Below are 22,864 nucleotides of genomic sequence, written 5' to 3'. Positions count from 1 at the left end.
AAGTACGCCGCCACGTATGTCCAACCTTTTGACGGCACCACGCAGGTGTCTCCCACTGACCGATCGAGGCGACCGCCATGACGGACAACATCACCAGCGTCAGCGGGGGCGGCCGGGCCGATGCGGGCGTGAGCGCGCTGAAGGGCCGTACCGGGGCCGGGACTCCGGCCGAGACACGGGGGAAGACCACCATCGCGGACGGCGTGGTGGCCAAGATCGCGGGCATGGCCGCCCGTGAGGTACCCGGCATCCACAGCCTGGGAGCGGGGATGGCCCGCGCCTTCGGCGCCATGCGGGAACGCGTCCCCGGCGGAGGCGGAGGTGTCACGCGGGGAGTGAAGGTCGAGGTCGGCGAGCGGCAGGCCGCCGTGGACCTGGATGTCGTCGTCGAGTACGGCGTCTCCATCGTCGACGTCGCCGGCGGCGTACGCGCCAACGTGATCAGCGCCGTGGAGCGGATGACGGGGCTGGAGGTCGTCGAGGTGAACATCGTCGTCGACGACGTCAACCTCCCCGACGACGGCGACGAGGAGGGGCAGACCGAACCGGACGAGAGCCGCGTGCGGTGACCGCAGCAATGATCACCGCCGTGTCCTCGGGCCTGCGCGGGCGATCACGGCGGCAGGGACGCTCGCGAGACGGGTGAGTGCATGATGAACGCAGCGACGACGGGCCTCGCGGCCGGCATGGCCCTGGGCTTCGCCGGTTACTTCGGCGGCTTCTGGGCATTCCTGCTCGTTCTCGTCCTGGGGACGGCGGGGCTGATCGTCGGCCTCGCCGTACAGGGCGATCTCGACCTCCATACGCGGAGGCAGCGGTGAACACCTGGCCCGGTGCCGCGCCCCTGGGTGAAGGGTCCGGCCCCCCGGCGCGGGCCACCGGCCTGCCGCCCCCGGCCGAGCGGGGCGCCACCGTCATACCGGACAGAGTGGTTGCCCGTATCGCCGCCCAAGCCGCCCGCACGGCCCAGTCCCGGCGCGCCGCCATACCGGCCGACCGGGACGCACCGGCGGCGCCCGCCGCCTCCGCGGCCACCCGTACCGGGTCGGTACGCCTGCACCTGACCATGGACCTGCCCTACCCCGCCGACATCCCCCAGATCTGCCGGCGGATACGACAAGACGTCGCCGAACGGGTGGCCCAACTGACCGGTCTGGAGGTAGGAGAGGTCACGCTCACCGTCCGGCGGCTGGTGACCGCCGGCGGCGCCAACCGGGGACGGGTCCGGTGAGGCGCCCCGCAGCCGGTGCCGCCGGCCTCGCCGCGCAAGAAGGAGGACCGGAATGACACCCGACCCGGACCCGCCCGCGCGCAGCTCCGCACCGTCCGCGCGCCCTGCCACGGTGCCGCTGACGAAGGAGCCCGAGGAGCCGAGGGAACGGCCGGCAGAGCCCGGTCCGTCCGAACACGAGGCGCCGCCACCGAACCTGACGGCCGGTGAGCCCGACGGAGGGCACCGAACCCACCGGCCGTGGTCCGCACGCCGCCTTCCGGCCGCGCTGGTCGCCGCGCTGGTTCTCGTGGCGGCGGGCGCGGCACTGGTCGACGTCGTCGCCGTACGGGCGGGACGCCCTGCGGCAGCCTGGCGCCGGCACCTGGCCGACGAACTGGCAACCCGCCCGGTGGACGACGTGTGGATGCTCACGGGAGCCGCCGTGGCGGCCGCCGTCGGCGTCTGGCTGATCGTGCTGGCCCTCACTCCCGGCCTACGCCACTGGCTGCCCCTGCGCTCCCCCGCGCCCGGGCTGCGGGCCGCCCTGGACCGGGACGGCGCCGCCGACCTGATACGCGACGCCGCAATGCGGGTACCCGGGGTCGGTAAGGCTCGCATCCGGGTGCGCCGCCACCGCGTCAAAGCCAGCGCGGACGTTCGTTTCCGCGACCCCCGGAAGGTGAAGGACGACCTCACCGCCGTCCTCGGCGACGAGCGCGACCAGCTCGCCCTCGCCCGCCCTCCCCGCATCGTCGTACGGGTACGGCGACGCACCGACTGACCGAGAAACCAGCAGCACCGGAGCCCGCACCATGACGCCGCAACCCGTAGTCAACCGCAGCCTGCTGGCCCTCGCCGGGCTGGTACTGCTCGGCGGCGGTCTGCTGATCCTCTTCGCCGGGCTCGACATCTACCGGCGACACCATCTGGTGCCGCCCGTCGGCTGGCCCCTGACCGCCCCGGCCGACGTCCTGCTCGGCTCCGCCGACCGGGCCCGCTGGAGCAGCCAGGGCTGGTGGTGGTGGCCGGCGGTCATCGCCGCCCTCGTCCTCGTCGCCCTGCTCGCCCTGTGGTGGCTGCTCGCCCAACTGCGCCGGCCCCGCCCCGGAACACTGCCCGTCGGCGGCACACCCCCGCAGGAGGGCGTCGAACTGCGCGACCGCGCGCTCAGCGACGCGATCGCCGCCGAAGCCGGTGCCCTGCCGGGCGTTGAGCATACGGCCGTACGCATCACTGGCCGTCCTGCCCGTCCCAGCACCCGCGTCGGCCTCACTCTCACCTCTCAGGCGGCACCCGGCGCCGTCCTCGATGCCCTGTGGGAGGGCCCGCTCCGAACCGCCCGTCGGTCCACCGGCTCCTCCCACCTGCCCACCGAGGTCCGCCTGCAGGTCGCCGGCCACAAACCGCACCGTGTGGAGTAAGGAGAAGACCACCCACCCCCATGCCCACCCCCCTTGCGGTCTCTCGCCGTTCGGTGGGGCGCCGGCACCACTCCCCCAAGGGAGAGACCATGATCATCCTGGGTATCATTCTGCTCGTCGTCGGCTTCGTCACCGGGATATCCATCCTGTGGACCATCGGGATCATCCTGCTGGTGATCGGAGCCGTCCTGTGGCTCCTCGGCGGCATGGGACACGCCGTCGCCGGTCGACGCCACTACTGGTAGTCGCCCCACCCGGCCCACGGTGCGAGTAGCCGGGGGTACCCCCTCTGCCCCGCCGTGCAGCGCCCGACCCGGCTTCGGTCGGCTCGGGCGCTGTCTCGTGCTCGGCCCTCGACGGTCACCCGGGGTTCAGTCGGAGGGCGGAAGCAGCGTGCCCAGGGGCCCGAGGTCGAGGTTGAGGTCCTCCATGGTCAGTCCGTACTGGGCGCACAGGTCGCTCATGCGGTCGTGGAGGAGCAGGAGGGTCGCACCCAGGCGTTCTTCCTGGTCGTCGGTGAGGTCTCCCTGGTCGACGCGGTGCAGGGCCTGTCGTTCCATGAGCTGGCGCAGCAGTTCCACGAGGGTGAGGACGAGCCTGAGGAGGTCCCGTTCGACGGTGTCGCGGTCGGAGCTGATCCGCCGGGCCGGGGAACGTGAGCCCTTGCCGCCCGGAAGGTCCAGGTCGCGCGGGGCGGCGGGCAACAGCCGGAAGGCGCGGGCGGCGGCCTCCGCCACTTCGTCGGCGCGGGACGGCGGCCGGCTCTCTCCCTCAGCTGTCATGGTCGCCGCCCTGCAGCGGGCTGGTGCTCGGCCATGGCGAGGGGTTCTGCTCGCTGATGGAAACGATCAGGGCACGGAGAGAGACGCGTACCAGATCGATGTCGGCTATGGACAGCACCACGTCACCGGTGAGGACGACGCCACCGGTCAGCAGCCGGTCGAGCAGATCGATGAGAGCGACCTGCCGCTGGGGCAGGCGTTCCGTCCCGGGTTGCGGGCCGGGCGTGATCACGGGACTGCTCCCTCCGCGGCCCCGCCGGATTCACCGGGTGGCATGGCGAAGGAGTACGGAGCCCAGGGGCCGGTGGCCTCGACCCGTACCCCGTCCAGCCCGTCGGCGGCATGCGTCACGTCGGCCAGGAAGTCGTCGCAACGGTTCAGGGGCACAAGGTAGGCGTCATTGACGACGTTCTCGCCGGCGACGCCGGCGTTGCCGGCCGCTTCGGCGAGAAATCCCTGTTGTACGCGGTGCCGGACCCGGTCGGAGGCGTGCTTGCGACCCGCGGTCTCCACCCGATCGGCGGCCTTCTGCGCCGCCTGGTAGACGGTGTCGCGAACACTCTGCTGCTGCCGGCGGTTCCGCAGATAGGCGCGCCCAGGCGTCAGGTCTGCCGCGGGAACGGCTGGGGCAGCGGGGACCGCGGACGGCTCGGCATAGATCTTGACCCCCCATTCGACATGTTCGGAGAGCCGGGCCAGGCGCTCGGCGAACACGGTCCGGCCTGCTTCCAGTACCTCCCGGGCCCGCTGGTCGTCGAGGTAGACGGTCGCCAGGCGGAAGGGAAGGACGGTGGTGCGTTCGGCCAGGGCCTCGATGACGCCGTGGTGGGCGCGGGCCACCGCCTCCAGCCATTCCAGGTCCTCGAGATGCTGCTTGAGAGCGTGTTCCTGGAAGTCCTGTGCGGGCACACGGCTCACCACCAGCGCCGGCTGATCGTCGCCGTCGCCGGTGACGAGACTCACCGGAGCGTCGGCGACGCCCCGGAGCGGCGCGGCCGCCTCCTGCAGTCCCCCGGTGTCGCGTACCACCGCATACGCGTACGTCAGCAGGTCACTCATCGCGAGCACTTCCCCCGCGACGACCGCCCGTGCCCCGGGGCGCTTCCTCCTCCATGGGGAGGGCGTTGCCCTGGCGGAGAGCATCGATCTCGGCCCGCAACCGGCGGTTCTCCTCGGCCAGTGACCGGTCACCCCTGGCCCGGGAGGAGAGCGCGGGGTCGTGCTCCCACCAGTCGATGCCCATCTCCTTCGCCTTGTCGACTGAGGCGACCAGGAGGCGCAGTTTTATGGTCAACAGCTCGATGTCGAGAAGGTTGATCTGTATGTCGCCCGCGATGACGATGCCCTTGTCGAGCACACGTTCAAGGATGTCGGCGAGATTGGCGGAGGAGCCCTGCCCGTAGGGCGGCGCCGCTCGGGACGGGTAGGAACCAAGCCTGTTGGCCAGGGGTTCAGTCACGGTTGCGGCCTCGAATTCCCTCGTGCCGGATCAGGAGTGTCAGCCCTGCCGATAGGCGCGGATCTCCTCCAGCCGGTCGAGCAGTTCGTCCTCGCGCCGGTCGAACGTCTCCTCGTCGATGTCTCCCGCGACGAGGAGACGCTCGAGTTCGGCGAGTTCGCGGTGCACCGGTGCGGGGTCGTAGTACTGGTTCTCGGCTTCCTCCCGGACCCGCTCCACGACCCATACGACGCCGCGCACGGGGGCCAGGGGGAGGGTGACGAGCTGGGTGAACAGGCCCATGAGAACTCCTTCAGACGAAGCTGTAAGGGGGCAGGGGGCCGTTGAGCCGGAAGTCGAAGTCGTCGCCCATCTGATGGGCGACGCTCAACTCCGTGGTCAGGAACGCCTCTTCCCGGTCGTCGGTCACCAGGAACGACACGTTGAGGAAGTCCGAACCCGTCGGCTGGGACGATTCAAGCGTCCGGGCGAAGGGGCGCAGTGCTTCGACCACACCCGCAGCCAGCGCCTCCTGCCGTGCCTGTACCTCCTGGGTGACCAGTTCCCCCAGTCGCAGCGACGCGTCGGGGGCGGCGGTGCCGCCGCGGATCTCGTCATTGAGCTCTCGTGCCACGTCCGACTCCCGCAGGATCTGCCGCAGCAGGGCGTCCTCGTCCTGCGACGCCTTGAGGTGGTACTCGCTGCACCCCTCCAGTGCCTGAAGCCGGTCCGTGTAGTCCGCGGCGTTCTGCTCCAGGGCCGCCAGTACGGCCTCGTCGTTCTCGGCGGTGAGGCCGAACCGCATGGGGAGCACCGTGCCGTCCGCCATGAGGCGCTCCTGGACTTCCTGGTGCGCCATGATGTCGCGGCGCTTGGCGCGCAGGTCCTCCGGCGCGTCGCTGACCACAGCACACAACGGTCCGGCCGTCACTGTCCGCAAGCCCGCCGGGGGTTCACCGACGCCGTTGAGACCGTTGAGGCGGAGCGGGTGCTGCTTGCCGGTGATGGAGTAGATGTATACGGCCATGGCTCATTCCTTCTCGCGCGGCGAGCCTCATTCGCGCTCGCGTCGGGAGGTACGCCGAACCGGCCGCCGTCGCCTCTCCACGGGTTCCCTTTCCTTGCCCTCGTCTTCTTCCTCGGGCTCTTCTTCTTCGGCCTCCTCGGCGTCGTCACGACCGGTGATCCCCTTGAGGGAATCAGTGACCGCTTCCGCCGCACCGGAGAGGGCCCCCTTGGATTTTCCTTTGGCTCCGCTCTCGACCGTATCTCCGACGATGTCGGTCAACTGGGCGGGCGCCTTCCTCCCGGATTCGAGGTCGAGACGGTTGCACGCCTCGGCGAAACGCAAATAGGTGTCGACGCTGGCCACGACGATGCGAGCGTCGATCTTGAGGATTTCGATCCCCACCAGCGAAACACGGACGAACACGTCGATGACAAGCCCGCGATCGAGAATGAGTTCCAGGACGTCGTAGAGGTTGCCGGTCCCGCCACCGCGAGCGACACCGCCTCCACTTTGCGGCACCACTGTCATGGTGCCTCCCTTCACCGGCTGTGCTTTCTCAGCCCCGCCGGTCGATTTGGCCGCGCGTGTAGCGGCGCTTCCGTTCGTATCCCACCAGATCGCCTTCCTCGTCGAGCGTCACTCGATAGGTGGCCATCACGCTGGTGGTTTCGGGGACGCGCTCCAATTCGAGTACCTCGACGTCGGCTTCCCAACCGGTCTCGGTCGGTTTCAGTGCCGAGACGGACTCGGGAGCACGGCCGAGCAACTCCTGAAGCTGTCCGACGGCGGAGCGTATGGCCCAAGCGGCGTTGCCCTTGCCGGAGCGGCGACGGGAACCACTCGTGCTGTCCCCGTCGGAGCCGCGGCTCCGAGCGCTGGATCGCCTCCGCGGTTCTGGTGCGGCCATGATCTCTCCGGTGGTCGGAGCGTGCGCCATATTCCATCCACGAACCCTATAATTTCATCATAGAGGGACACATATCGCCCTAGCGTGGATGACTTCGCGGAGACCTGCCCGCCGGTTGCATGGTGTGTCTGCGACACAGCGGGCAGTGAGGCGCGGTGCGCGTGCGATCCACCCTCCGTCTCCATGGCGAGTTCGGGACCGGGGCGTTGGTCCGGACGCGGGCGTTTCCACCTGCCCTTTGTGAAGGGAACCGGCTCATGAACGACACGACCAAGGTCGGCCTCGCCGCCGCCGTCGCAGCGGGCTATGTGCTCGGACGCACGAAGAAGGGACGCCTTGCCTTGACCATGGCAACTTACCTTGCCGGCCGCCGCTTTGGGCTCGACCCTCAACAGCTGCTGACGACCGGACTCCGCAAGATCGGTGATGTTCCAGCGGTCGCCGACTTGAACGAGCAGGTGCGCGGCGAACTACTGGACGCCGGCCGCAAAGCCCTGGCAGCCGCTGCCGATCGGCGCCTCACCGACCTCGCCGGCTCGCTCCACGAGCGGACGCAACGCATTGGCCAGGAAAAGGACGAGGACGAAGAGGACGAAGACGAGTACGAGGAGGACGAGGAGGAGCCGGAGGAGGGCGAGGGGCGTTACGAGGAGGAAGAAGAAGCGGAAGAAGGAGAGGAGGAAGAGCCGGAGGACGAAGAGCCGGAGGACGAAGAACCGGAGGACGAACTGGAGGAAGAACCCGAGGAGGAGGAACCCGAGGAGGAAGAGACCGAGGAAGAGGCCGAGGAGGAACCGCCACCGCGTCGCCGCAGGGGGACAGGAACCGCGGCGAGGAAGCGCCCGGACGAATCCGCTCCCCGTAAGGCGGCCGCCAAGAAGGCTGCTCCTGCAAGGAAGGCGTCACCGGCCAAGAAGACCGCGGCGCACCGGCCCCCCGCCAAGAAGGCGGCGCCGGCGAAGAAGACCGCGAAGAAGTCTCCGCCTCCCGCCAAGAAGGCCCCTGCGAAGAGGCCCACCGCCAAGAAGACCGCGACGAAGAGGACGGCCGAGAAAAAGGCCCCCGCCAGGAAGACGGCCCCGGCGCGGAAGACCGCTGCAAAGAAGACGACTGCACGGCGGAGGTAGGTCATGGCCGACAAAGTGCGTGACACCGACCACGAAGAGAGTTCGGGTCTGGACCTGCTGCGCGAAGAACTCGTCGACTTCCTCGGTGCTCAGGTGGGGCATCTCGCCGACAAGGCAGGGGACAAGTTGGGGGATGTCACCGACCGCCTTCTCGACGTGGCCGAGAACGGGGGAACACTCGCCGGCGTCGGCGGCCGGATGCTCCAGGGCGACTCCCCGCTGAAGGCATTCGTGGGTCAGAAGGCCAAGGGGCTCAAGGACAACGTGATGGGCAAGGTCAAGGGCATTTTCGGCGGAGGAAGCGGTGGCAAGGCCGGCAGCACCAAGGTCATGAACATCATCGAAGTGCTCGACGTGGGTGTCCCGATCCGCACGGCGTACAACTACTGGACCCAGTACGAGGAGTTCAGCAGCTTCACCAAAGGCGTACGCAGTGTGTCCAAGAACGACGAGGTCGCCAGCACCTGGAAGGTGAAGGTCGGTCCGTCGACCCGCGGTTGGAAGGCATCGGTTGAGGAGCAGGTGCCGGACGAGCGCATCGTATGGAGCTCCGAGGGCGCGAAAGGCACCACCCACGGCTGTGTCAGCTTCCACGAAATCACGCCCGACCTGACGCGCATCGTGCTCGTCGTCGAGTACTACCCGTCGGGTCTCTTCGAGAAGACCGGCAACCTGTGGCGCGCCCAAGGCCGCCGTTTGCGACTGGACTTCAAGAACTTCCAGCGCTACGTCACGTTCGCCGACGAGGAAGTCGAGGGCTGGCGCGGAGAGATCCGCGACGGCGAGGTGGTCCGCAGCCACGAGGAGGCGCTGGAAGAGGAGGAAGCGGCAGGAGAGGCCGAGGACCAGGAGGAGTACGACGAAGAAGACGGGGAGGCCCCCGACGAAGAAGAGGCAGAAGACGGAGAAGAGGCAGAAGACGGAGAAGAGGGAGAAGACGAAGAGGAGTACGACGAAGAGGAGCCGGAGGACGAGTACGACGAGAAGGCCGAGGGGAACGTGCGCTGACGCGGCCCGTGCCAGGCGATTCCCCTCGGCTCGACCCGCCCCGGGACTCTGCTCCGCCGGCGCTCCCCGGTGGGTTCAGATTCGTTGGGCGCGGTGAAGGAGGGTGTGCAGGCCGTAGGGCCGTAGCGCCGCCCGGGCGGCGTTCGCTCCGGGGGCTCCGTGGACTCCGCCGCCGGGGTGGGCGGCCGCGGAGGCGAGGTAGAGGCCCTTTACCGGGGTCTCGGGGCGGCCGGTGCCGGGGACGGGACGGAAGACGGCCTGTTGGTGCAGGGCGGTGGTGCCGTTGTTGATGGCGCCGTTGTGGAGGTTCTCGTCCATGGCCTGGAGGGTGGTGGGGGCCAGGATCCGGCGGGCGAGGATCCGGGTACGGAAGCCGGGCGCGAACCGCTCCACCTGGGCCTCGACACGGTCCGCCATGGCTTCCTGTTCGCGGGTGTCCCAGCGGCCGGTGATGCGGTCGGGGCCGGCGTCGGAGACGATGTGCTGCGGGACATGGGTGTAGGCCCACGCCGACTCCGTGCCGGCGGGTGAGCGGCTGGGATCCGCCGTGGTCATCTGCCCGAGCAGGGCGAACGGCTCGTCGGGGACCTGTCCCATGGCGATCTGCGAGGCGAACCGGGTCAGGCTGTCCATGCCGTCGGCCACGTGGACCGTTCCGGCGCCGGAGGCCTGCGGGGCGGTCCACGGCACCGGGCCGGTCAGGGCCCAGTCGACCTTGAAGGTCGCGAAGTCCCACTGGAAGCGTTCCAGGTCCCGCAGGAGGCGGGAGGGAAGGTGCTCCTCCCCCACGAGCTCCCGGTACAGGGCCGGCGCCGACGTGTCCGCGAGCACCGCGCGGCGCGCGCTGACGGTCTCGCCGCCGGCCGTCCGGACGCCCACCGCCCTGCCGCCCCGTACGACGACGGACACGGCGCGCTCCCCGCACCGCAGCACGCCACCGCGGTGCTGCAGGCGGTTCACGAGCGCCGCCGTCAGGGCTCCCGCACCGCCGACGGGCACCGGGAAGCCGTGGCTCTGTCCGAGCATCGACATCAGCCAGCCGAATCCGCCGCTGCCCACCCCCTCGGGGGCCAGGTCGGCGTGCAAGGCGTTCCCGGCCAGCAGAAGCCGTCCCGCCTCGCCCCGGAACTCCTCGTCGCCCAGGCGGCGTACCGGCAGGGCCAGGTTCCGGGCCAGCCGCAGTCCGTCCGCGGTCCGCAGCTTCGCCGCCAGCCGGAGCCCGGAGCGGACTGGAGGGAACGGCGTGAACAGGGCCTGCACCAGGTCCTGCCCGACACGCCTCCAGGCGTCGTACAGGTCCCGCCAGGCATCGCCGTCGCCCGACGCGAACGCGTCCAGCCCCGCTGCGGTCTCCTGCACCCGGCGCTCCAGCACGGCACATCTCCCGTCCCGCAGCGGGTGGGCCAGCACGCGTGGGGCGTGACTCCATCGCAGTCCCTCCGCGGCGAGATCCAGGCGGGCGAGGACCGGGGACACGGCCGCCAGCGGGTAGAAGGCACTGAAGAGATCGGAGACGTAGTCGGGATGGACACCGCGATCGCTGCGTACGGCACCTCCGGGCTCCTGCTGTGCCTCCAGGACTTCCACGCTCCACCCGGCGTCCGCGAGCACATTGCCCGCCACCAGCCCATTGGGACCGGCGCCGATCACCACCGCGTCAGGCATGGCGGGCCCCGGCGTGACGCTGCTCGCCGGAGCCGTGTTCCACAAGCCTGGCCAGGCGGGCCAGCATGCCCCGGTGCCGCAGCAGGAACAGCGCTTCACTCGCGGCGTTGTGGAGGGTGCCTCCCAGGCCGCGCAGGGGGTGCTCGTCACAGATGACGAGGGTTTCCTCCTCGCCCCAGGGCCTGAGCTGGAGGAAGATCCTCGCGGTGCCCAGCGGCTTGAAAGAGGCCTCCAGTTCCAGCTCACTTCCGGATTCCTGGTGCCGGACCGTCGTCACCCCGTCGGCCGACCACGGACCCAGCCGCACGGTGTAGCGGAGCCTGGATCCGACAGCGGGCCAGGTCTGGTCGAGTGGCACGGACCCGGTGGGGCCCACCACCCACTCTTCGTAACGAGTCGGATCGGCCAGCACCGCCCACACCGCGTGCGGGGGACGCCGGATCAGCTGATGGTGGACGGCCACGGAGGTGCCCTTTCTGCGGGAACGGACGATGTCTCACACAGCCGCGTAACGCGGCACCGGGAGTGCGGGCCCGCGTTCGCACCGGCGCTCGCGCAGGGCTGGAACGCCCGGGCACGGCTGACGCCTTCATCCGCCATGCGGTGTCACGGCCATGGTGCGCGTACTCGAATGCCCTCGCATCTCACACGGACCGCACAGGAGGGCGGCGCGCCGCATACGGGGGGCCGGGCAGGACATTGGACAGCACTTCCGGCGCCGGGGTCGGCGTGGGTTGGGCCAGGGCCGGATGGGGCTGCCACCGGAGGCCGATGCCGACCGTCACGTCCTGGCGGACCTGGTCCGCACGACTCCAGAGGACCGTAGACAAAGAGGTGCAATACGACTGACGATGAGTGATCGGTTGGAAGTCTCCCGTTGGAGGAACTCGCGTGACCCCTGCCCCGCCCACGTCCCTCGCAAGTTGGCCGACGCCGTTGGAGAGGGCTCCGCGTCTGGCTGCCGCCCTCGGCCTGCGGGAGACCGATCTATGGATCAAGCGAGACGATCTGATCGGTTTGGGGGCAGGCGGAAACAAGGTCCGCAAACTCGAGTACACGGTCGGCGCGGCGCTGGCCGCCGGAGCGGACACCCTGGTCACGGTGGGGGCTCCGCAGTCCAATCACGCAAGGCTGACCGCCGCGGCCGGAGCGAAGCTCGGCCTCGATGTGGTGCTGGTCTTTCCGGGCAGGCCTGGCGGCTCACGCTCGGGAAACCTGACCCTGGACGCCCTCTTCGGGGCTCAGGTCCACTGGGCGGGCGACGCGGACCTGCGACAGCTTGTCGCAGCCGCGGAGGAAGTCGTCGAGATACTGCGTCGCAGAGGGGCGCGTCCGGAGCTGATCCCGTTCGGTGGGTCCAGCACCGTGGGTGCCCGGGGCTATGTGCAGGCCGGCAAAGAGCTGCTTTCCCAGGTTCCCTCGCTGGACCTGGCCGTCGTCGCGTTGGGCTCGGGAGGCACCATGGCCGGCCTGGTCGCCGCGCTGGGCGCCGACCGTGTACTGGGTGTCGACACCGGCGCGATGGACGACCCGGCCGCGGCGGTCGCCGCCATGGCCGGCGAACTCACCGGTTCCGCGGTGCGGGACCGGCTCCGCATCCGGTCGGACCAGGTCGGTTCCGGTTACGGCCGGCTCACCGAGTCCACCGCCGTGGCGCTGCAACTCGTGGCCCGCACCGAAGGCATCGCACTCGATCCCGTCTACACGGGGCGTGCCATGGCCGGACTCCTGGCCGCGGTCAGGGACGGCACCATCACACCTGGCCGGACGACCGTTTTCTGGCACACCGGCGGCCTGGCCGGACTCTTCGGCCACGCCGAGGCAGTTGACCACTTCGACGCCGCCCTGCCGGTGTTCCCGGCATAGACGGGGTGCCGGCGCCGTGGCCCCTGGGTCGGGCGTCCAGACGACGTCCTGGAAGGCCGTACGGACGAAGCCCGGTGAACCTTCAACGCCGAGGTCCTGGCGGCGTGTTCACGGACGAGGTGCGCGGCAACGGCGCCTGGCGAGAGGATCCAGCGCACTTATGATCGTCGGCATGACGCTGCGCCTTGTTCAGGTGAACATGAAGGCTCTTGACGACTCGCTTGTCGGCCGGTTCTGGGCGGAGGCGCTCGGCTGGGGTGTTTCCGGTGCGGGATCCGGCGTGACCGCCGTTCAACCCGCCGGATTCGACTGGCTGGACCCGATCACCGTCGGCATCGACGTCGTCACCGTCCCGGAACCCAAGACGACGACAAAGAACCGTACCCACCTCGACCTTGCCACCACCTCTGCCGCCCATCAGGCGGAGTTGGTCGCGCGCCTCCAGGCCCTCGGCGCGACGCCCGCCGACGTGGGCCAGGGCGACGTGCCATGGACGGTCCTCGCCGACCCCGAGGGCAACGAGTTCTGCGTGCTGGAGCCCCGGGAGATCTACCGGGACACCGGGCCGATCGCCGCGGTGGTGGTCGACTGCGCCGACCCGCGGGCCATGGCCCGGTTCTGGGCCGAGGTGACGGACTGGACCCTGCGCGAGGTTTCCGAGGATCACGCGGTGTTGCGCTCCGCCAAGGGGACCGGCCCGTATCTCGAGTTCCTCCGCAAGCCCGGCGCGAAGACCGTGCCGGACCGCGTCCATCTCGACCTGGTGCCGTACCCCGGTGACGGTCAGGAGGCGGAGGTGACCCGGCTGCGGTCCCTCGGCGCCACCGACCTCGACCTCGGTCAGGGCGACGTCTCATGGGTATGCCTGGCCGACCCGGAGGGTCACGAGTTCTGCGTCCTCGCCCGGCCCTGACCCACGAGGAGTTCGAAGGCCTGCCGCTGACGTGAACACTTTCCGGCGGAACCAGCGGGCCCTCGGACACCACCGGTGCGGTGGTGTCCGGGGGACTGCCCTGCTGGGTGCCGGGTGTCAGGTGCTGCGACGGCGGGACGGCGCACGTGACGCGGACTTGGGTTCCCGGGGCGGGGTTTTCGTCTGTACGGTGCCGTCGGCGACGTCGGTGTCGAGCACCTGATCGCCGTAGAGGTCGTGGAGCCAGTTGGTCTGGTAGATGGTGTCGAGGTAGCGCTCCCCGAGGTCGGGGGCGACAGCCACCGTGGTGAGGTCACCGGTGTCGTGCCGGGACAGCCAGTCCGTCGCGCCGCTGACCACGGTTCCGGTGGAGCCGCCGAACAGGAAGCCGTGTCTGGCCATGCGATGGCACATCCGGATGGTGTCCGGCTCCTCGACCTTGATCACCTCGTCGACGAGGGATTCGTCGAGCAGCGGCGGGCGCATGCTCATGCCGAGGCCCGGGATCATCCGGCGGCCCGGCTCGCCGCCGAACGCCACCGAGCCGGCCGCGTCCACGGCGACGATCCGCACCGGCCTGGGCCACTCGCGGAAGTAGCGCGCGCAGCCCATCAGGGTTCCGGTGGTGCCGGCACCGACGAACAGCACGTCCAGTTGCGGGAACCGGCGGGCGATCTCCGGGGCCGTCGTACGGTAGTGGGCCAGCCAGTTGCCGGCGTTGGTGTACTGGCTGAGCCAGACGTATCGGTCGTCGGAGGCGCACAGCGAGCGGACGTAGTCGATCCGCTTGCCCAGGAAACCGCCGTTGGCGTCCTGGTCGGCCACGATGTGCACCTCGCTGCCGAGCGCCTCCATGAGGAGCCTGGTCGACAGGTTGCACCGGGAGTCCGTCACACACAGAAACCGGTAGCCCTTGCTTGCGGCGATCATGCTGAGCGCGACGCCGAGGTTTCCGGAGGAGGACTCCACGAGGACGGAATCCGCTGTCAGGATTCCGTCCCGCTCGGCACTCTCCACCATCTCGTTCGCGGCCTTCAACTTGATGGAGCCGGCAAAGTTGAACGCCTCGCACTTCAGGTAGAGCGGGTATCCGCAGATCGACGCGAGATCGACGAAGAGGTCGCCCTCGTTGAAGGCGTGGGGAGCGGATATGACGGGCACGGCGGGCCTCCTGGTGCCGGGCCGAGGACCACGGCCTCAGCCGTACCGACGCAGTTCGTGGAAGAAGTCATCGATGAGACGCAGGTTCCCCGCTCGGGACACCTCGTCGTAGACGTGCTTGCCGACGGCGAGGTCGAGGACGCCGAGACCGAAGGGCGAGAAGATCACCGGTCGGTCGGCCGGCGGCGCGGCCCGTCCGGCCATGACGTCGCCGAGGGTTCCGTTCAGGAAGTCCCGGTTGCCGCTGAGCTGTTCGGCCAGATGGGGCGACGTGTCGGCCTTGAGACAGTGCTCGACGTCGTCGACGAAGTTGGCCGAGCCCAGCAGGATCTCCGGGGCGAGGTCGCGCAGGGAGACATGCAGGACCAGCGGGTTGTGGCTGAACAGGGCCTGGTCGGTCACGTGCGGCCGGCCGGCGATGGTGGCGAAGACCACGAGGTCGCTGGCGCGGACCAGGTCCTCGGCGGTGTCGTGGACGGTGATGTGCGCGGCCGTGCCGGTCTCCCGCAGGTAGCCGCGGAACCCGGCCGCGCTGTCGGCGGACACGTCGTGCACGCCGATCTCGTCGAAGTCCCAGCCCGTGCCGGCCAGGAAGGTGTGGATGTAACGGGCGATCAGGCCCGTGCCGAAGAACCCGACCCGGGTGGGGCGGGTCCGGTTGCGGCTGAGCCAGTCGGCCGCCAGCGCCGCGGAGGCCGCCGTCCGGGTGGCGCTGATGATCGAGCTCTCCAGGCAGGCGAACGGGTAGCCCGTGTCGTGGTCGTTGAGGATGAGCACCGCGGACGCCCGCGGCAGCCCGGCACTCACGTTCTCCGGGAAGCTGGAGATCCACTTCAGGCCGTCCACGTGGACCGGTCCGCCGAGGGAGGCCGGCAGCGCAATGATCCGCGAGGTGGGGCGGTCGGTGAAGCGCAGGAAGTACGACGGCGGGTTGACCGAGTCGCCCGCGTCGTGCAGCCGGTAGACGGTCTCGACCAGCTCCACGAGCGGTTTCTCACGTCCGCTCAGCGCCTGCTTGACCTGTTCGCCGGTGATCACCGCGAAGCTGGGTACGGCGGGTCCGTCGGGGACGGCGGACCGGGTGGCGTTCGGCAGGGTGTCGGTCATCGCTCGCTCGCCTCCAGGGCCGGGCAGTCGTCGGCAGGCCGCAGGGGCTCGCCCAGGCCGACCAGCACCTGGCGCTCTCCGGTGAACGCCTCTCTGCTGTGCGCGCTGCGGATGTTGTCCACGAGCAGCAGGTCACCGGCCTGCCAGGGTTCGCGCCTGGTGTGCGCCTCGTAGGTGCTGTTGACGATCCGGACGACGTCCTCGTCGATCGGGGTGCCGTCGCCGTGGCGGGTGTTGAACGGGAGCCCCTCGGGCCCGTAGACGTCGAGGAGGTAGTCGCGTACCTCCGGGTCCAGCGTCCACTCGTTGAGGAAGGCGATCTGGTTGAACCAGCAGCGCCGGCCGGTGAGCGGGTGCCGGACGACGGCGGCGCGGTGCTGCTCGGTCCGCAAGGTCCCGTCGGCCTGCCAGGTGCAACTGATGCCGTTCGTGCGGCAGTAGTGCTCGATCTCGGCGCGGTCGGCGGTGCCGAACGACTCCGCGAGGCTCGCCCCGATCTCGTCGTTGTAGCTGCGGGTCAGGATCCAGCCCTCGCGCTCGAACCGTTCGGTGAGTCCGGTGGGCAGTGCCCGCAGCACCTCTTCGGCGTCGGCCACCGCCGTCGCCCCGCCCTGCTCGGGCGCGGTGAGACAGGCGAACAGCAGCAGGCCGGGCACCTGCTGCTGGTAGCTCAGCTCGTGGTGCATGCACATCGGCTGGTTGTCCGGCCAGGGCGTGGAGGAGTAGAGCCCCCGGCCGTGGGCCTCACGGGGCGCGAAAGCCTCCCGCTCCGTCATGAGGTCACCGGTCAGCCGGGTGAAGACGGCACCGGCCTGGCCCGCATCGCGCAGCCCGAGGCCGCGGACGACCAGCGCCCCGTGCTCGGTGACCTGAGCGCGCAGCGCCTCGCGGTGCTCGGCCGTCCACCTCGGGGCGTCGTCGGGGGGATCGACGCACAGCAGTGCCGGTTTGTCCGGCCGCAGCTCCACGTCGAGTGGTGATGCCAGGGATGAGAACGGCATCTCGGGTTCCTTTCGGTCGACCGCCTGGAGTGTGACGGGGGTCAGGAGGAGGCGAGGGGAAGGACGGCGTTCAGGACGGCCTGTGCCGTCTCGGCCGGACGGGTGCGCGGGAAGTGGTGTCCCCCGTCGGCGAGTTCGTGGAGGTCGACGTGGTCGGCCAGGAGCAGCCAGTCCCGGTGGCGCTGGGCGTGGCCGGCGGTGTACGGGTCGTCGGCGGCGACGACCACCGAGACCGGCGCGGTCAGTTTCACCGGCGGCGGGGCTTCCAGGACCTGGTGGAAGTAGCGGTGCGCGGCGACGCAGTCGTACCGGTAGGCGGCGGCGATGTGTTCGGCGTGCGGCGGATTGAGCTCGACGAGCTCCGCGTAGCCGCCGTCCGCGGTCAGCCGCTCGGCGATCTCGGCGTCGCTGCTGCCGGTCAGTTCGACGATGGCGGTGAACCGGTCGGTGGCGGTGCCGAGCAGTTGCGCGCCGAGGAAGACCCGGGCCACGTGCACACCGCGCTGCTGGAGCCTTCGGGCGGTCTCGACGGCCGCCGCGGTGCCCGAGGAGTGGCCCCACAGCACGACCCGGGCCAGGCCGCGGGCCGTGATCTCGGCGACGGTCTGCTCGGCCACCTGCTCGATGGACGCGAACGGCTCGGGGGGTGCGGCCAGGTTGTGGCCGGGCAGGTCCAGGGCGAGGACCGGCAGGCCGCTGCCCGCCAGCGCGCTCGCCATCGGCTGGTAGTTGACGGCGTTGCCGCCCGCGTACGGGAAGCAGACCAGGGCGCACTCCGAGGCGCGGCTTCCGCCCGACAGGGGCAGCAGCAGTTCCGGGCGCTGCCTGGCCGTGCCGTCGAGGAGGGCGGCCAGGTCGGCCAGGACCGGGTGCCGGGTGATGTCCTTCAGGGACACCGCGCGGTCGAGGGCGAGGCTGAGTTTGACCGCGGTGAGGGAGGTGCCGCCGGCGTCGAAGAAGTGGTCCGTGCGGCCGATGCGCCGCTCGGGCACCCCCAGCAGTTCGGCCCAGGCCGCGGCCAGCCGCCGTTCGGTCGGGCTGAGCGGGGCGGCGGCGTCCGCGGTCTCCGTGTCCGGTGCCGACTGCTCGGCCCGTGCGGTCAGGACCTTTCGGTCGATCTTGCCGTTGGCGGTCAGCGGCAGGCTGTCCTGCCAGTGGAAGGCCGACGGCACCATGTAGCCGGGCAGGGCCGCGCCGAGTGCCTTGCGCAGCATCTCCGGTTCCTGCTCCTCGCCGGCGTAGAAGGCGATCAACTGCTTCCCGCCACCGGTCCGTTCGGCGACGACCACCGCGCCGTCCCGTACCCCGTCCACCCGCAGCAGGGAGTTCTCGATCTCGCCGATCTCGATCCGGAAGCCGCGGATCTTGACCTGGTTGTCCCGGCGGCCGAGGAACTCCAGCTTGCCGCCGGGGTGCCAGCGGCCCCAGTCCCCGCCCAGGTAGAGCCGTTCACCGGGACGGTACGGGTCCGTCCGGTACGCCTCCCGGGTGCGTTCGGGATCGTTGACGTACCCTCGGCCCACACAGACACCGGAGAAGGCGATCAGTCCGGGGGCGCCCAGCGGTACCAACGACAGGCTCTCGTCAACGACATGGACGCGCACGTTGCCGACGGGCCGCCCCAGCAGCACCCGTTCGGGTACCTCCCGGAGGACCTCGTGGTTTGTGTCGTCCGAAGTCTCCGTCAGACCATAGGCGTTGAGCAGTTCGATGCCCGGCTGGACCGCGAACCAGCGCTGGACCAGCTCCCGTTTGAGCGCCTCGCCGGTCACCGACACACAGCGCAGGTCCGGGAGCATGCGCGGGTACTGCTCCAGATAGGAGACGACGACCTCCAGATACGACGGCACGAGCTGCGCCACGGCGACCCGGCCGCGTTCCAGGGTGCCGACGAACCGCTCCACGTCGGTGATCACGTCCTGCTCGACGAGCAGGGTCCGCCCGCCCACCAGCAGCGGGGCCATCAGCTGCCACAGGGAGATGTCGAAGCACTGCGGGGCGGTCTGCGCGACCACCGATCCCTCGCCGATCGACAGGTCGTCGATCTTGGCGTGGAGGTGGTTGAGCATGCCCGCGTGCTCGCACATCGCACCCTTCGGCTCGCCGGTGGAGCCGGACGTGAAGTAGATGTAGGCGAGTTGATCGGGGTCGACCCGGATGCCGGGGTCGTCGTCGGCGTGCGATTCGGCGTACGCCGTCTCCATCAGGAGCTTCTCGACGCCCTGGAGGGTGGACAGTGCCTCGTCGAGGGTGTGGGTGCTGCCGGATTCGGTCAGGACCAGCCGGCATTCCGCCCGGGAGAGCGTCGCGGCGATCCGGCCGGCCGGGAAGTGCGGTTCGATCGGCAGATACGCGCCGCCCGCCTTGAACACCGCCAGCACGGCCGCCAGCCAGTCGAGGTTGCGCTCGGTGACGACGGCGACGACGTCCTCCCGGCCGAGGCCCCTGGCCAGCAGGGCGCGCGCCAACCGGTTGGACCGCCGGTCGAGTTCGCCGTACGTCCACTGCTGCTCGCCGTGTACGGCGGCCACCGCCTGTGGATGCGTCCGGGCGCGCTGCTCGAACAGTTCGTGTGCCCGCGCGTCCGGCAGCGGGCGGTCGGGCCCGGCCAGGCCTTCCAGCTGCTCGCGTTCCTCCTCGGCGGACAGCAGGCTCTGGTGGGCGTGGTCGGCGTCGGGCTCCGCGGTCATCAGCCGCAGCGCGGTCAGGTGGTAGCCGCCGATACGCGCGGCGGCCCGGGCGTCGAGTACGTCCGTGCGGTACCGCAGCAGCAGCGTCAGCCGTCCGTCCCGGTCGGACCAGCGCACGTGCAGGACACCGTCGTCGGCTCGGGGCTCGTGGGCTTCCGCCGGCCCGCACACGACCTCGTACGGCGGCTCCGTCAGGCCGAGTTCGCGCCGTAGCTCCGCCACCGGGAAATCGCGGTGGGCCAGCACTTCCGCCTCGGCGTCGTGAGCGACCGCGAGCAGGGCCGGCCAGGACCCGGCGGGGACGGACACCCGGCACGGCAGCGGCTCGCCGCCGGCGCCGGTGGCGTACCCCGTGACCACCTCGGATTCGCCGGAGAGCACGGCCAGCACCTTGAGGTGTGCGGCCAGCATCAGCACGCCGGCCGGCAGGCCCCGTTGCCCGGCCAGTGCCCGCACCGCCCCGGTCGTGTCGTCCGGCACGGGTATCTCGTGCTCGGCCGTACCGTGGACCGGTTGCGGAGCCCACCGCGGCACGGCGGTGGCACCGCCTGCGGTCAGTGTCCGGCTCCAGAACTCCCGGTCCGATTCCACGCGCGTTCCCATCGAATGGCCTTCCTCAACTCACGGTCGCCGTGGTGGCGTTGGCTGCTGACGTGGTCCGGCCGATGCCGGGCCGGCTGCCGTTCTCCGGCATGTCCACCGCGGGATTGCCGCCCCACTGTGCGTTCGGGGGGACTTCCTCGCCCTTCATGAGGAAGGCGTCGGGCGCCAGCACCGAGCCGTCGCCCATGGTCACGCCGTAGTGCACATGGGCGGCGATGCCAAGGGTGCAGCCGGCGCCGAGGGTGGTGACGTCGGACTTGAAGGTGCCGTCCTCCTGCGAGTGGCACTGGATCTTGCTGCCGGCGTTGAGGGTGCAGTCGTCGCCGACGGTGCTGAGCGTCCGCTCGGTCATGTAGACACCGTCGTCGAACACCCTGCTGCCGATGCGCACGCCCAGCAGCCGCCAGACCAGGGTCTTGAACGGGGTGCCGTTGAAGATGTTGAGGTAGTGGTCCGGGACCTTCCACAGCCGCTCGTGCCACCAGAAGTACGGGTCGTAGATGGAGCACAACCGGGGGCGCAGCGCCCGGAAGGATCCGATGCAGCGCTCCACCAGGACGAAGTACGCGGTGGAGAAAATCAGCGTGAAGGCCAGGTATCCGCCGATCACCACGTGTCCGACCACGCCGTACAGGTCCACGGAGGCGAGTCCGAAGAGGGTGAGCGCGAAGGTGTGCAGCCATCGCACAAGCAGCATGCCGGCCATGGAGCGGAGGTTGTAGCGGTTCTTCGCGGCGAGCCGGCGGCGCAGTGTGTCGCCGTTTCTGAGGTGGTCGAACCGGGTGTCGCGGTCCACCGTGCGGGGGATCTCGAAGCACGGTGAGCCGAGGAGGCCCACGCCTTCCCGGATCTCGCCGTCGAGGGGAACCATCACCTTCGTCGCCAGCAGGCAGTTCGCGCCCGTCCTGCCGCCCGCCGGATAGGCGATGTTGTTGCCCAGGAAGTTGTTCGGTCCGATCGCCACCCTGGACAGCCGGAACGAGGTGCTGGAGAAGTCGGCGTTGAGGACGGAGAGGCCGTCGGCGATCATCGTTCCGCTGCCGACGGTGACCAGCAGGGGCGACTCGTGCTGCACTTCGGTGCCGAAGTTCGAACCGGTCTGCTCGACGCGGGACAGATCGTATCCGATGCCGCGGAGGTAGTGGACGATGTACGAGCTGTCGCCGAAGAGCCAGGTGAAGAACTTGATGTTCGTCATGCGGGCCGTGGTCCGTTGCAGCACGTAGTGGAAGCCGTAGAGCGGATAGACCTTGTCGGGCTTGAGGACCAGGCCCACCAGACGCGGCACGGTACACAGGGCCAGCAGCCCGAGGACCAGGAACCCGAAGAACAGGACGAGGGAGAGCACGAGGGCGTCGGGGAGCAGTTCCGAGGGTTTGAGCGTGGCCGACTGCGGGTCGAGCCGCTTGCCGATCGTCGGTACCTCGGTGAAGAGCATGTACAGACCGCCGACGGCCAGCGGGATGTACAGGAGGAACATCTGCGTCAGGGTGCCGAGGCCGAACCAGGCCCGGCGCAGGGTGCCGCAGCGGGCCGGGGCGACCCTGGCGTAGTCGACCCGGGTGGGTTCCGCCGGGGATCCGTGCCAGTGCTCGCCGGCCGGGACCGCCTGGCCGCGGTACAGGGCGGACGAGTGGCCGAGCTGGGCACCGTCGCCCATGGCGGTGTCGATGTCCAGGACGGTCTTCTCGCCGACGAAGACGTCCGTGCCGAGGGTGACCCGGCCGGTCTGGATGTGTCCGGCGTGGGCACGGTAGCAGAGGAGGAACGCGTCCTTGCGGACCACGGTGCCCGAGCCGATCGTCAGGAGGTCGGTGCAGACCGGGACGGAGTGGGAGAAGATCGTGACGCCCTTGCCGATCCGTGCGCCGAGGGCCCGCAGGTACAGCACGTACAGCGGGGTGCCGGCGAGGAAGACCATGGGATTCGCGTGGAGCAGCACCTTGACGAGCCAGAAGCGCAGATACGCCAGGCCCCAGACGGGGAACTCACCGGGCCGCCAGCGTCCGACGAGCAGCCATTTGGCGGCGATCGGGAAGGCGCAGAGCGCCACGAACGCGATGCCTCCGAACAGCACCGACCGCAGATAGATGCCGGTCAGGCCCGAACCGCCGGCGACCCACTCGTACCCCGCGGCGGTGGCGAATCCGGAGACCAGCGAGTAGCCCAGGAAGACCAGCAACTGGACGGTTCCGCAGAGCAGATGAGTGCTCTGCTTCCCGCGCGGACCCTGAGCCGGCGGCGGGGGCGCCGCGGGGGACGGGGCGTCCGCCGGAGGGTCGGGTGCGGGTGCGGGATCCCCGAGCGCGGTGGCCAGACTCTGGATCGTGGGGTGCTGGTAGATGTCCTTCATGGACGGGGAGGGCAGATCCGCCGTCTTGCGTATTCGTGCGCAGAACTGGGCCATGACCAAGGAGTTGGCGCCGAGGTCGGCGAAGAAGTGGCCGTCGACCCGAACGCTCTCGGCGCCCAGGAGGTCGGCCAGTGCCCGCGCGAGCCGCCGCTCGGTCTCCGCCCCCCTGCGGCCGGTGGCGCTCAGCGCGACGACGGATTCATCCGGCTCCGAAACGACCTCGGAGGACTGTTCCACCATGCGATCTCCTGGAGAACGTGGATGTTCCTGATCACGAACCGGCGGATTCAGTTTGTCCAGAGAGATCGACGTCTGCCACTTTTGCCATGGATTTAGCGGTCCGGAGAGAATGACGCGCTGGGCCTTGCCCCCCGGGAATCAGGCGGGGACGGCCCTACGCCGTTCACCCACATGGCGGCCCCCCAACCGGGGGCGCACACCCCCGGACGGGGAGCGCATCGGGAAAACGGGGACCCGACCGGGCGGCCGCTGTCACACAAGGGAGTCGCCTGGTGTCCAGGGGTCACACCCGGACGGCCTCCGGCACGCCATGACGGCGATCGCGGCCGTACGAGCACGTCGACGCGCCGGGCCACGACC

25 protein-coding genes are annotated in these 22,864 nt (G+C 70.0%); 10 read left to right on the top strand and 15 right to left on the bottom strand.

Going from position 1 to position 22,864, the window contains the following annotated elements; translation table 11 throughout:
- The first annotated feature begins 77 nt into the window (after positions 1 to 77).
- From ACWGJB_RS43625 to ACWGJB_RS43600, 6 genes are all read left to right on the top strand, one after another.
- Entirely contained in the window at positions 78 to 569 is a 492-nt protein-coding gene (locus ACWGJB_RS43625) for an Asp23/Gls24 family envelope stress response protein (RefSeq protein WP_453385584.1), read from the top strand.
- 81 nt (positions 570 to 650) lie between these two features.
- Positions 651 to 821 (top strand): hypothetical protein, encoded by a 171-nt coding sequence (locus tag ACWGJB_RS43620; protein ID WP_453385596.1) that lies wholly within the window; start codon positions 651 to 653, stop codon positions 819 to 821.
- Positions 818 to 1,231, top strand: coding sequence for an Asp23/Gls24 family envelope stress response protein (locus ACWGJB_RS43615; RefSeq protein WP_453385583.1), 414 nt, complete (start codon positions 818 to 820; stop codon positions 1,229 to 1,231). The genes ACWGJB_RS43620 and ACWGJB_RS43615 overlap by 4 nt, the downstream gene beginning before the upstream one ends.
- Positions 1,232 to 1,283: 52 nt before the next feature.
- Positions 1,284 to 1,994 carry a DUF6286 domain-containing protein gene (locus ACWGJB_RS43610; protein ID WP_453385582.1) on the top strand — a complete coding sequence of 237 codons (711 nt, stop codon included), beginning with the start codon at positions 1,284 to 1,286 and terminating at the stop codon, positions 1,992 to 1,994.
- Between the two features lie 31 nt (positions 1,995 to 2,025).
- On the top strand, positions 2,026 to 2,634 hold the full coding sequence (locus tag ACWGJB_RS43605; RefSeq protein WP_453385581.1) for an alkaline shock response membrane anchor protein AmaP: 609 nt from the start codon (positions 2,026 to 2,028) through the stop codon (positions 2,632 to 2,634).
- A gap of 89 nt (positions 2,635 to 2,723) precedes the next feature.
- Positions 2,724 to 2,879 carry a DUF6131 family protein gene (locus ACWGJB_RS43600; RefSeq protein WP_360480074.1) on the top strand — a complete coding sequence of 52 codons (156 nt, stop codon included), beginning with the start codon at positions 2,724 to 2,726 and terminating at the stop codon, positions 2,877 to 2,879.
- Between the two features lie 126 nt (positions 2,880 to 3,005).
- Here ACWGJB_RS43600 and ACWGJB_RS43595 read toward each other — a convergent pair whose 3' ends face one another.
- Genes ACWGJB_RS43595 through ACWGJB_RS43560 form a run of 8 tightly spaced genes read right to left on the bottom strand, consistent with a single transcriptional unit; the run spans position 3,006 to position 6,770 of the window.
- Complete coding sequence (locus ACWGJB_RS43595; protein ID WP_453385580.1) at positions 3,006 to 3,416, bottom strand: gas vesicle protein K; 411 nt, start codon at positions 3,414 to 3,416, stop codon at positions 3,006 to 3,008.
- Positions 3,406 to 3,648 carry a gas vesicle protein gene (locus tag ACWGJB_RS43590; RefSeq protein WP_453385579.1) on the bottom strand — a complete coding sequence of 81 codons (243 nt, stop codon included), beginning with the start codon at positions 3,646 to 3,648 and terminating at the stop codon, positions 3,406 to 3,408. Before ACWGJB_RS43590 ends, ACWGJB_RS43595 begins: the two co-directional genes overlap by 11 nt.
- Positions 3,645 to 4,475 carry a GvpL/GvpF family gas vesicle protein gene (locus ACWGJB_RS43585; RefSeq protein WP_453385578.1) on the bottom strand — a complete coding sequence of 277 codons (831 nt, stop codon included), beginning with the start codon at positions 4,473 to 4,475 and terminating at the stop codon, positions 3,645 to 3,647. Before ACWGJB_RS43585 ends, ACWGJB_RS43590 begins: the two co-directional genes overlap by 4 nt.
- Positions 4,468 to 4,875: a gas vesicle protein gene (locus tag ACWGJB_RS43580; protein WP_453385577.1), complete on the bottom strand. Its 408-nt coding sequence runs from the start codon at positions 4,873 to 4,875 to the stop codon at positions 4,468 to 4,470. Before ACWGJB_RS43580 ends, ACWGJB_RS43585 begins: the two co-directional genes overlap by 8 nt.
- A 39-nt stretch (positions 4,876 to 4,914) precedes the next feature.
- Positions 4,915 to 5,157, bottom strand: a complete 243-nt coding sequence (locus ACWGJB_RS43575; RefSeq protein WP_351698326.1) for a gas vesicle protein GvpG — start codon at positions 5,155 to 5,157, stop codon at positions 4,915 to 4,917.
- A 10-nt stretch (positions 5,158 to 5,167) separates the two neighbouring features.
- On the bottom strand, positions 5,168 to 5,881 hold the full coding sequence (locus tag ACWGJB_RS43570; protein ID WP_453385576.1) for a GvpL/GvpF family gas vesicle protein: 714 nt from the start codon (positions 5,879 to 5,881) through the stop codon (positions 5,168 to 5,170).
- A 27-nt stretch (positions 5,882 to 5,908) separates the two neighbouring features.
- Positions 5,909 to 6,391: a gas vesicle structural protein GvpA gene (locus tag ACWGJB_RS43565; protein ID WP_453385575.1), complete on the bottom strand. Its 483-nt coding sequence runs from the start codon at positions 6,389 to 6,391 to the stop codon at positions 5,909 to 5,911.
- A 28-nt stretch (positions 6,392 to 6,419) separates the two neighbouring features.
- Positions 6,420 to 6,770 carry a gas vesicle protein GvpO gene (locus ACWGJB_RS43560; RefSeq protein ID WP_453385574.1) on the bottom strand — a complete coding sequence of 117 codons (351 nt, stop codon included), beginning with the start codon at positions 6,768 to 6,770 and terminating at the stop codon, positions 6,420 to 6,422.
- A gap of 257 nt (positions 6,771 to 7,027) precedes the next feature.
- Between ACWGJB_RS43560 and ACWGJB_RS43555 the strand changes: the two genes are divergently transcribed.
- Together ACWGJB_RS43555 and ACWGJB_RS43550 are read left to right on the top strand one after the other, a co-directional pair.
- Positions 7,028 to 7,897, top strand: coding sequence for a histone protein (locus ACWGJB_RS43555; protein WP_453385573.1), 870 nt, complete (start codon positions 7,028 to 7,030; stop codon positions 7,895 to 7,897).
- A 3-nt stretch (positions 7,898 to 7,900) separates the two neighbouring features.
- On the top strand, positions 7,901 to 8,905 hold the full coding sequence (locus ACWGJB_RS43550) for an SRPBCC family protein (RefSeq protein ID WP_453385572.1): 1,005 nt from the start codon (positions 7,901 to 7,903) through the stop codon (positions 8,903 to 8,905).
- A 75-nt stretch (positions 8,906 to 8,980) separates the two neighbouring features.
- Here the strand turns inward: ACWGJB_RS43550 and ACWGJB_RS43545 are convergent, their stop codons facing one another.
- Complete coding sequence (locus ACWGJB_RS43545) at positions 8,981 to 10,570, bottom strand: phytoene desaturase family protein (RefSeq protein WP_453385571.1); 1,590 nt, start codon at positions 10,568 to 10,570, stop codon at positions 8,981 to 8,983.
- A complete protein-coding gene (locus ACWGJB_RS43540) occupies positions 10,563 to 11,033 on the bottom strand; it encodes an SRPBCC family protein (RefSeq protein ID WP_453385570.1) in 471 nt (156 codons plus the stop codon). The genes ACWGJB_RS43545 and ACWGJB_RS43540 overlap by 8 nt, the downstream gene beginning before the upstream one ends.
- 428 nt (positions 11,034 to 11,461) lie before the next feature.
- Between ACWGJB_RS43540 and ACWGJB_RS43535 the strand changes: the two genes are divergently transcribed.
- Entirely contained in the window at positions 11,462 to 12,436 is a 975-nt protein-coding gene (locus tag ACWGJB_RS43535) for a D-cysteine desulfhydrase family protein (protein WP_453385569.1), read from the top strand.
- 172 nt (positions 12,437 to 12,608) lie between these two features.
- On the top strand, positions 12,609 to 13,349 hold the full coding sequence (locus tag ACWGJB_RS43530) for a VOC family protein (protein WP_453385568.1): 741 nt from the start codon (positions 12,609 to 12,611) through the stop codon (positions 13,347 to 13,349).
- A 117-nt stretch (positions 13,350 to 13,466) separates the two neighbouring features.
- Here ACWGJB_RS43530 and sbnA read toward each other — a convergent pair whose 3' ends face one another.
- Genes sbnA through ACWGJB_RS43505 form a run of 5 tightly spaced genes read right to left on the bottom strand, consistent with a single transcriptional unit; the run spans position 13,467 to position 22,504 of the window.
- Positions 13,467 to 14,510 carry a 2,3-diaminopropionate biosynthesis protein SbnA gene (sbnA, locus tag ACWGJB_RS43525; protein ID WP_453385567.1) on the bottom strand — a complete coding sequence of 348 codons (1,044 nt, stop codon included), beginning with the start codon at positions 14,508 to 14,510 and terminating at the stop codon, positions 13,467 to 13,469.
- 36 nt (positions 14,511 to 14,546) lie between these two features.
- Complete coding sequence (sbnB, locus tag ACWGJB_RS43520) at positions 14,547 to 15,617, bottom strand: 2,3-diaminopropionate biosynthesis protein SbnB (RefSeq protein WP_453385566.1); 1,071 nt, start codon at positions 15,615 to 15,617, stop codon at positions 14,547 to 14,549.
- Positions 15,614 to 16,618 (bottom strand): TauD/TfdA family dioxygenase, encoded by a 1,005-nt coding sequence (locus ACWGJB_RS43515; RefSeq protein ID WP_453385565.1) that lies wholly within the window; start codon positions 16,616 to 16,618, stop codon positions 15,614 to 15,616. Before ACWGJB_RS43515 ends, sbnB begins: the two co-directional genes overlap by 4 nt.
- Positions 16,619 to 16,659: 41 nt before the next feature.
- On the bottom strand, positions 16,660 to 19,911 hold the full coding sequence (locus tag ACWGJB_RS43510) for a non-ribosomal peptide synthetase (RefSeq protein ID WP_453385564.1): 3,252 nt from the start codon (positions 19,909 to 19,911) through the stop codon (positions 16,660 to 16,662).
- Between the two features lie 13 nt (positions 19,912 to 19,924).
- Positions 19,925 to 22,504: a Pls/PosA family non-ribosomal peptide synthetase gene (locus ACWGJB_RS43505; protein WP_453385563.1), complete on the bottom strand. Its 2,580-nt coding sequence runs from the start codon at positions 22,502 to 22,504 to the stop codon at positions 19,925 to 19,927.
- Positions 22,505 to 22,864: the final 360 nt, after the last annotated feature.

The organism is Streptomyces sp. NPDC054813 (assembly GCF_053611365.1).
Note: the sequence above shows the minus strand (reverse complement) of the source record. Positions and strands in the feature narration are given on the sequence as shown.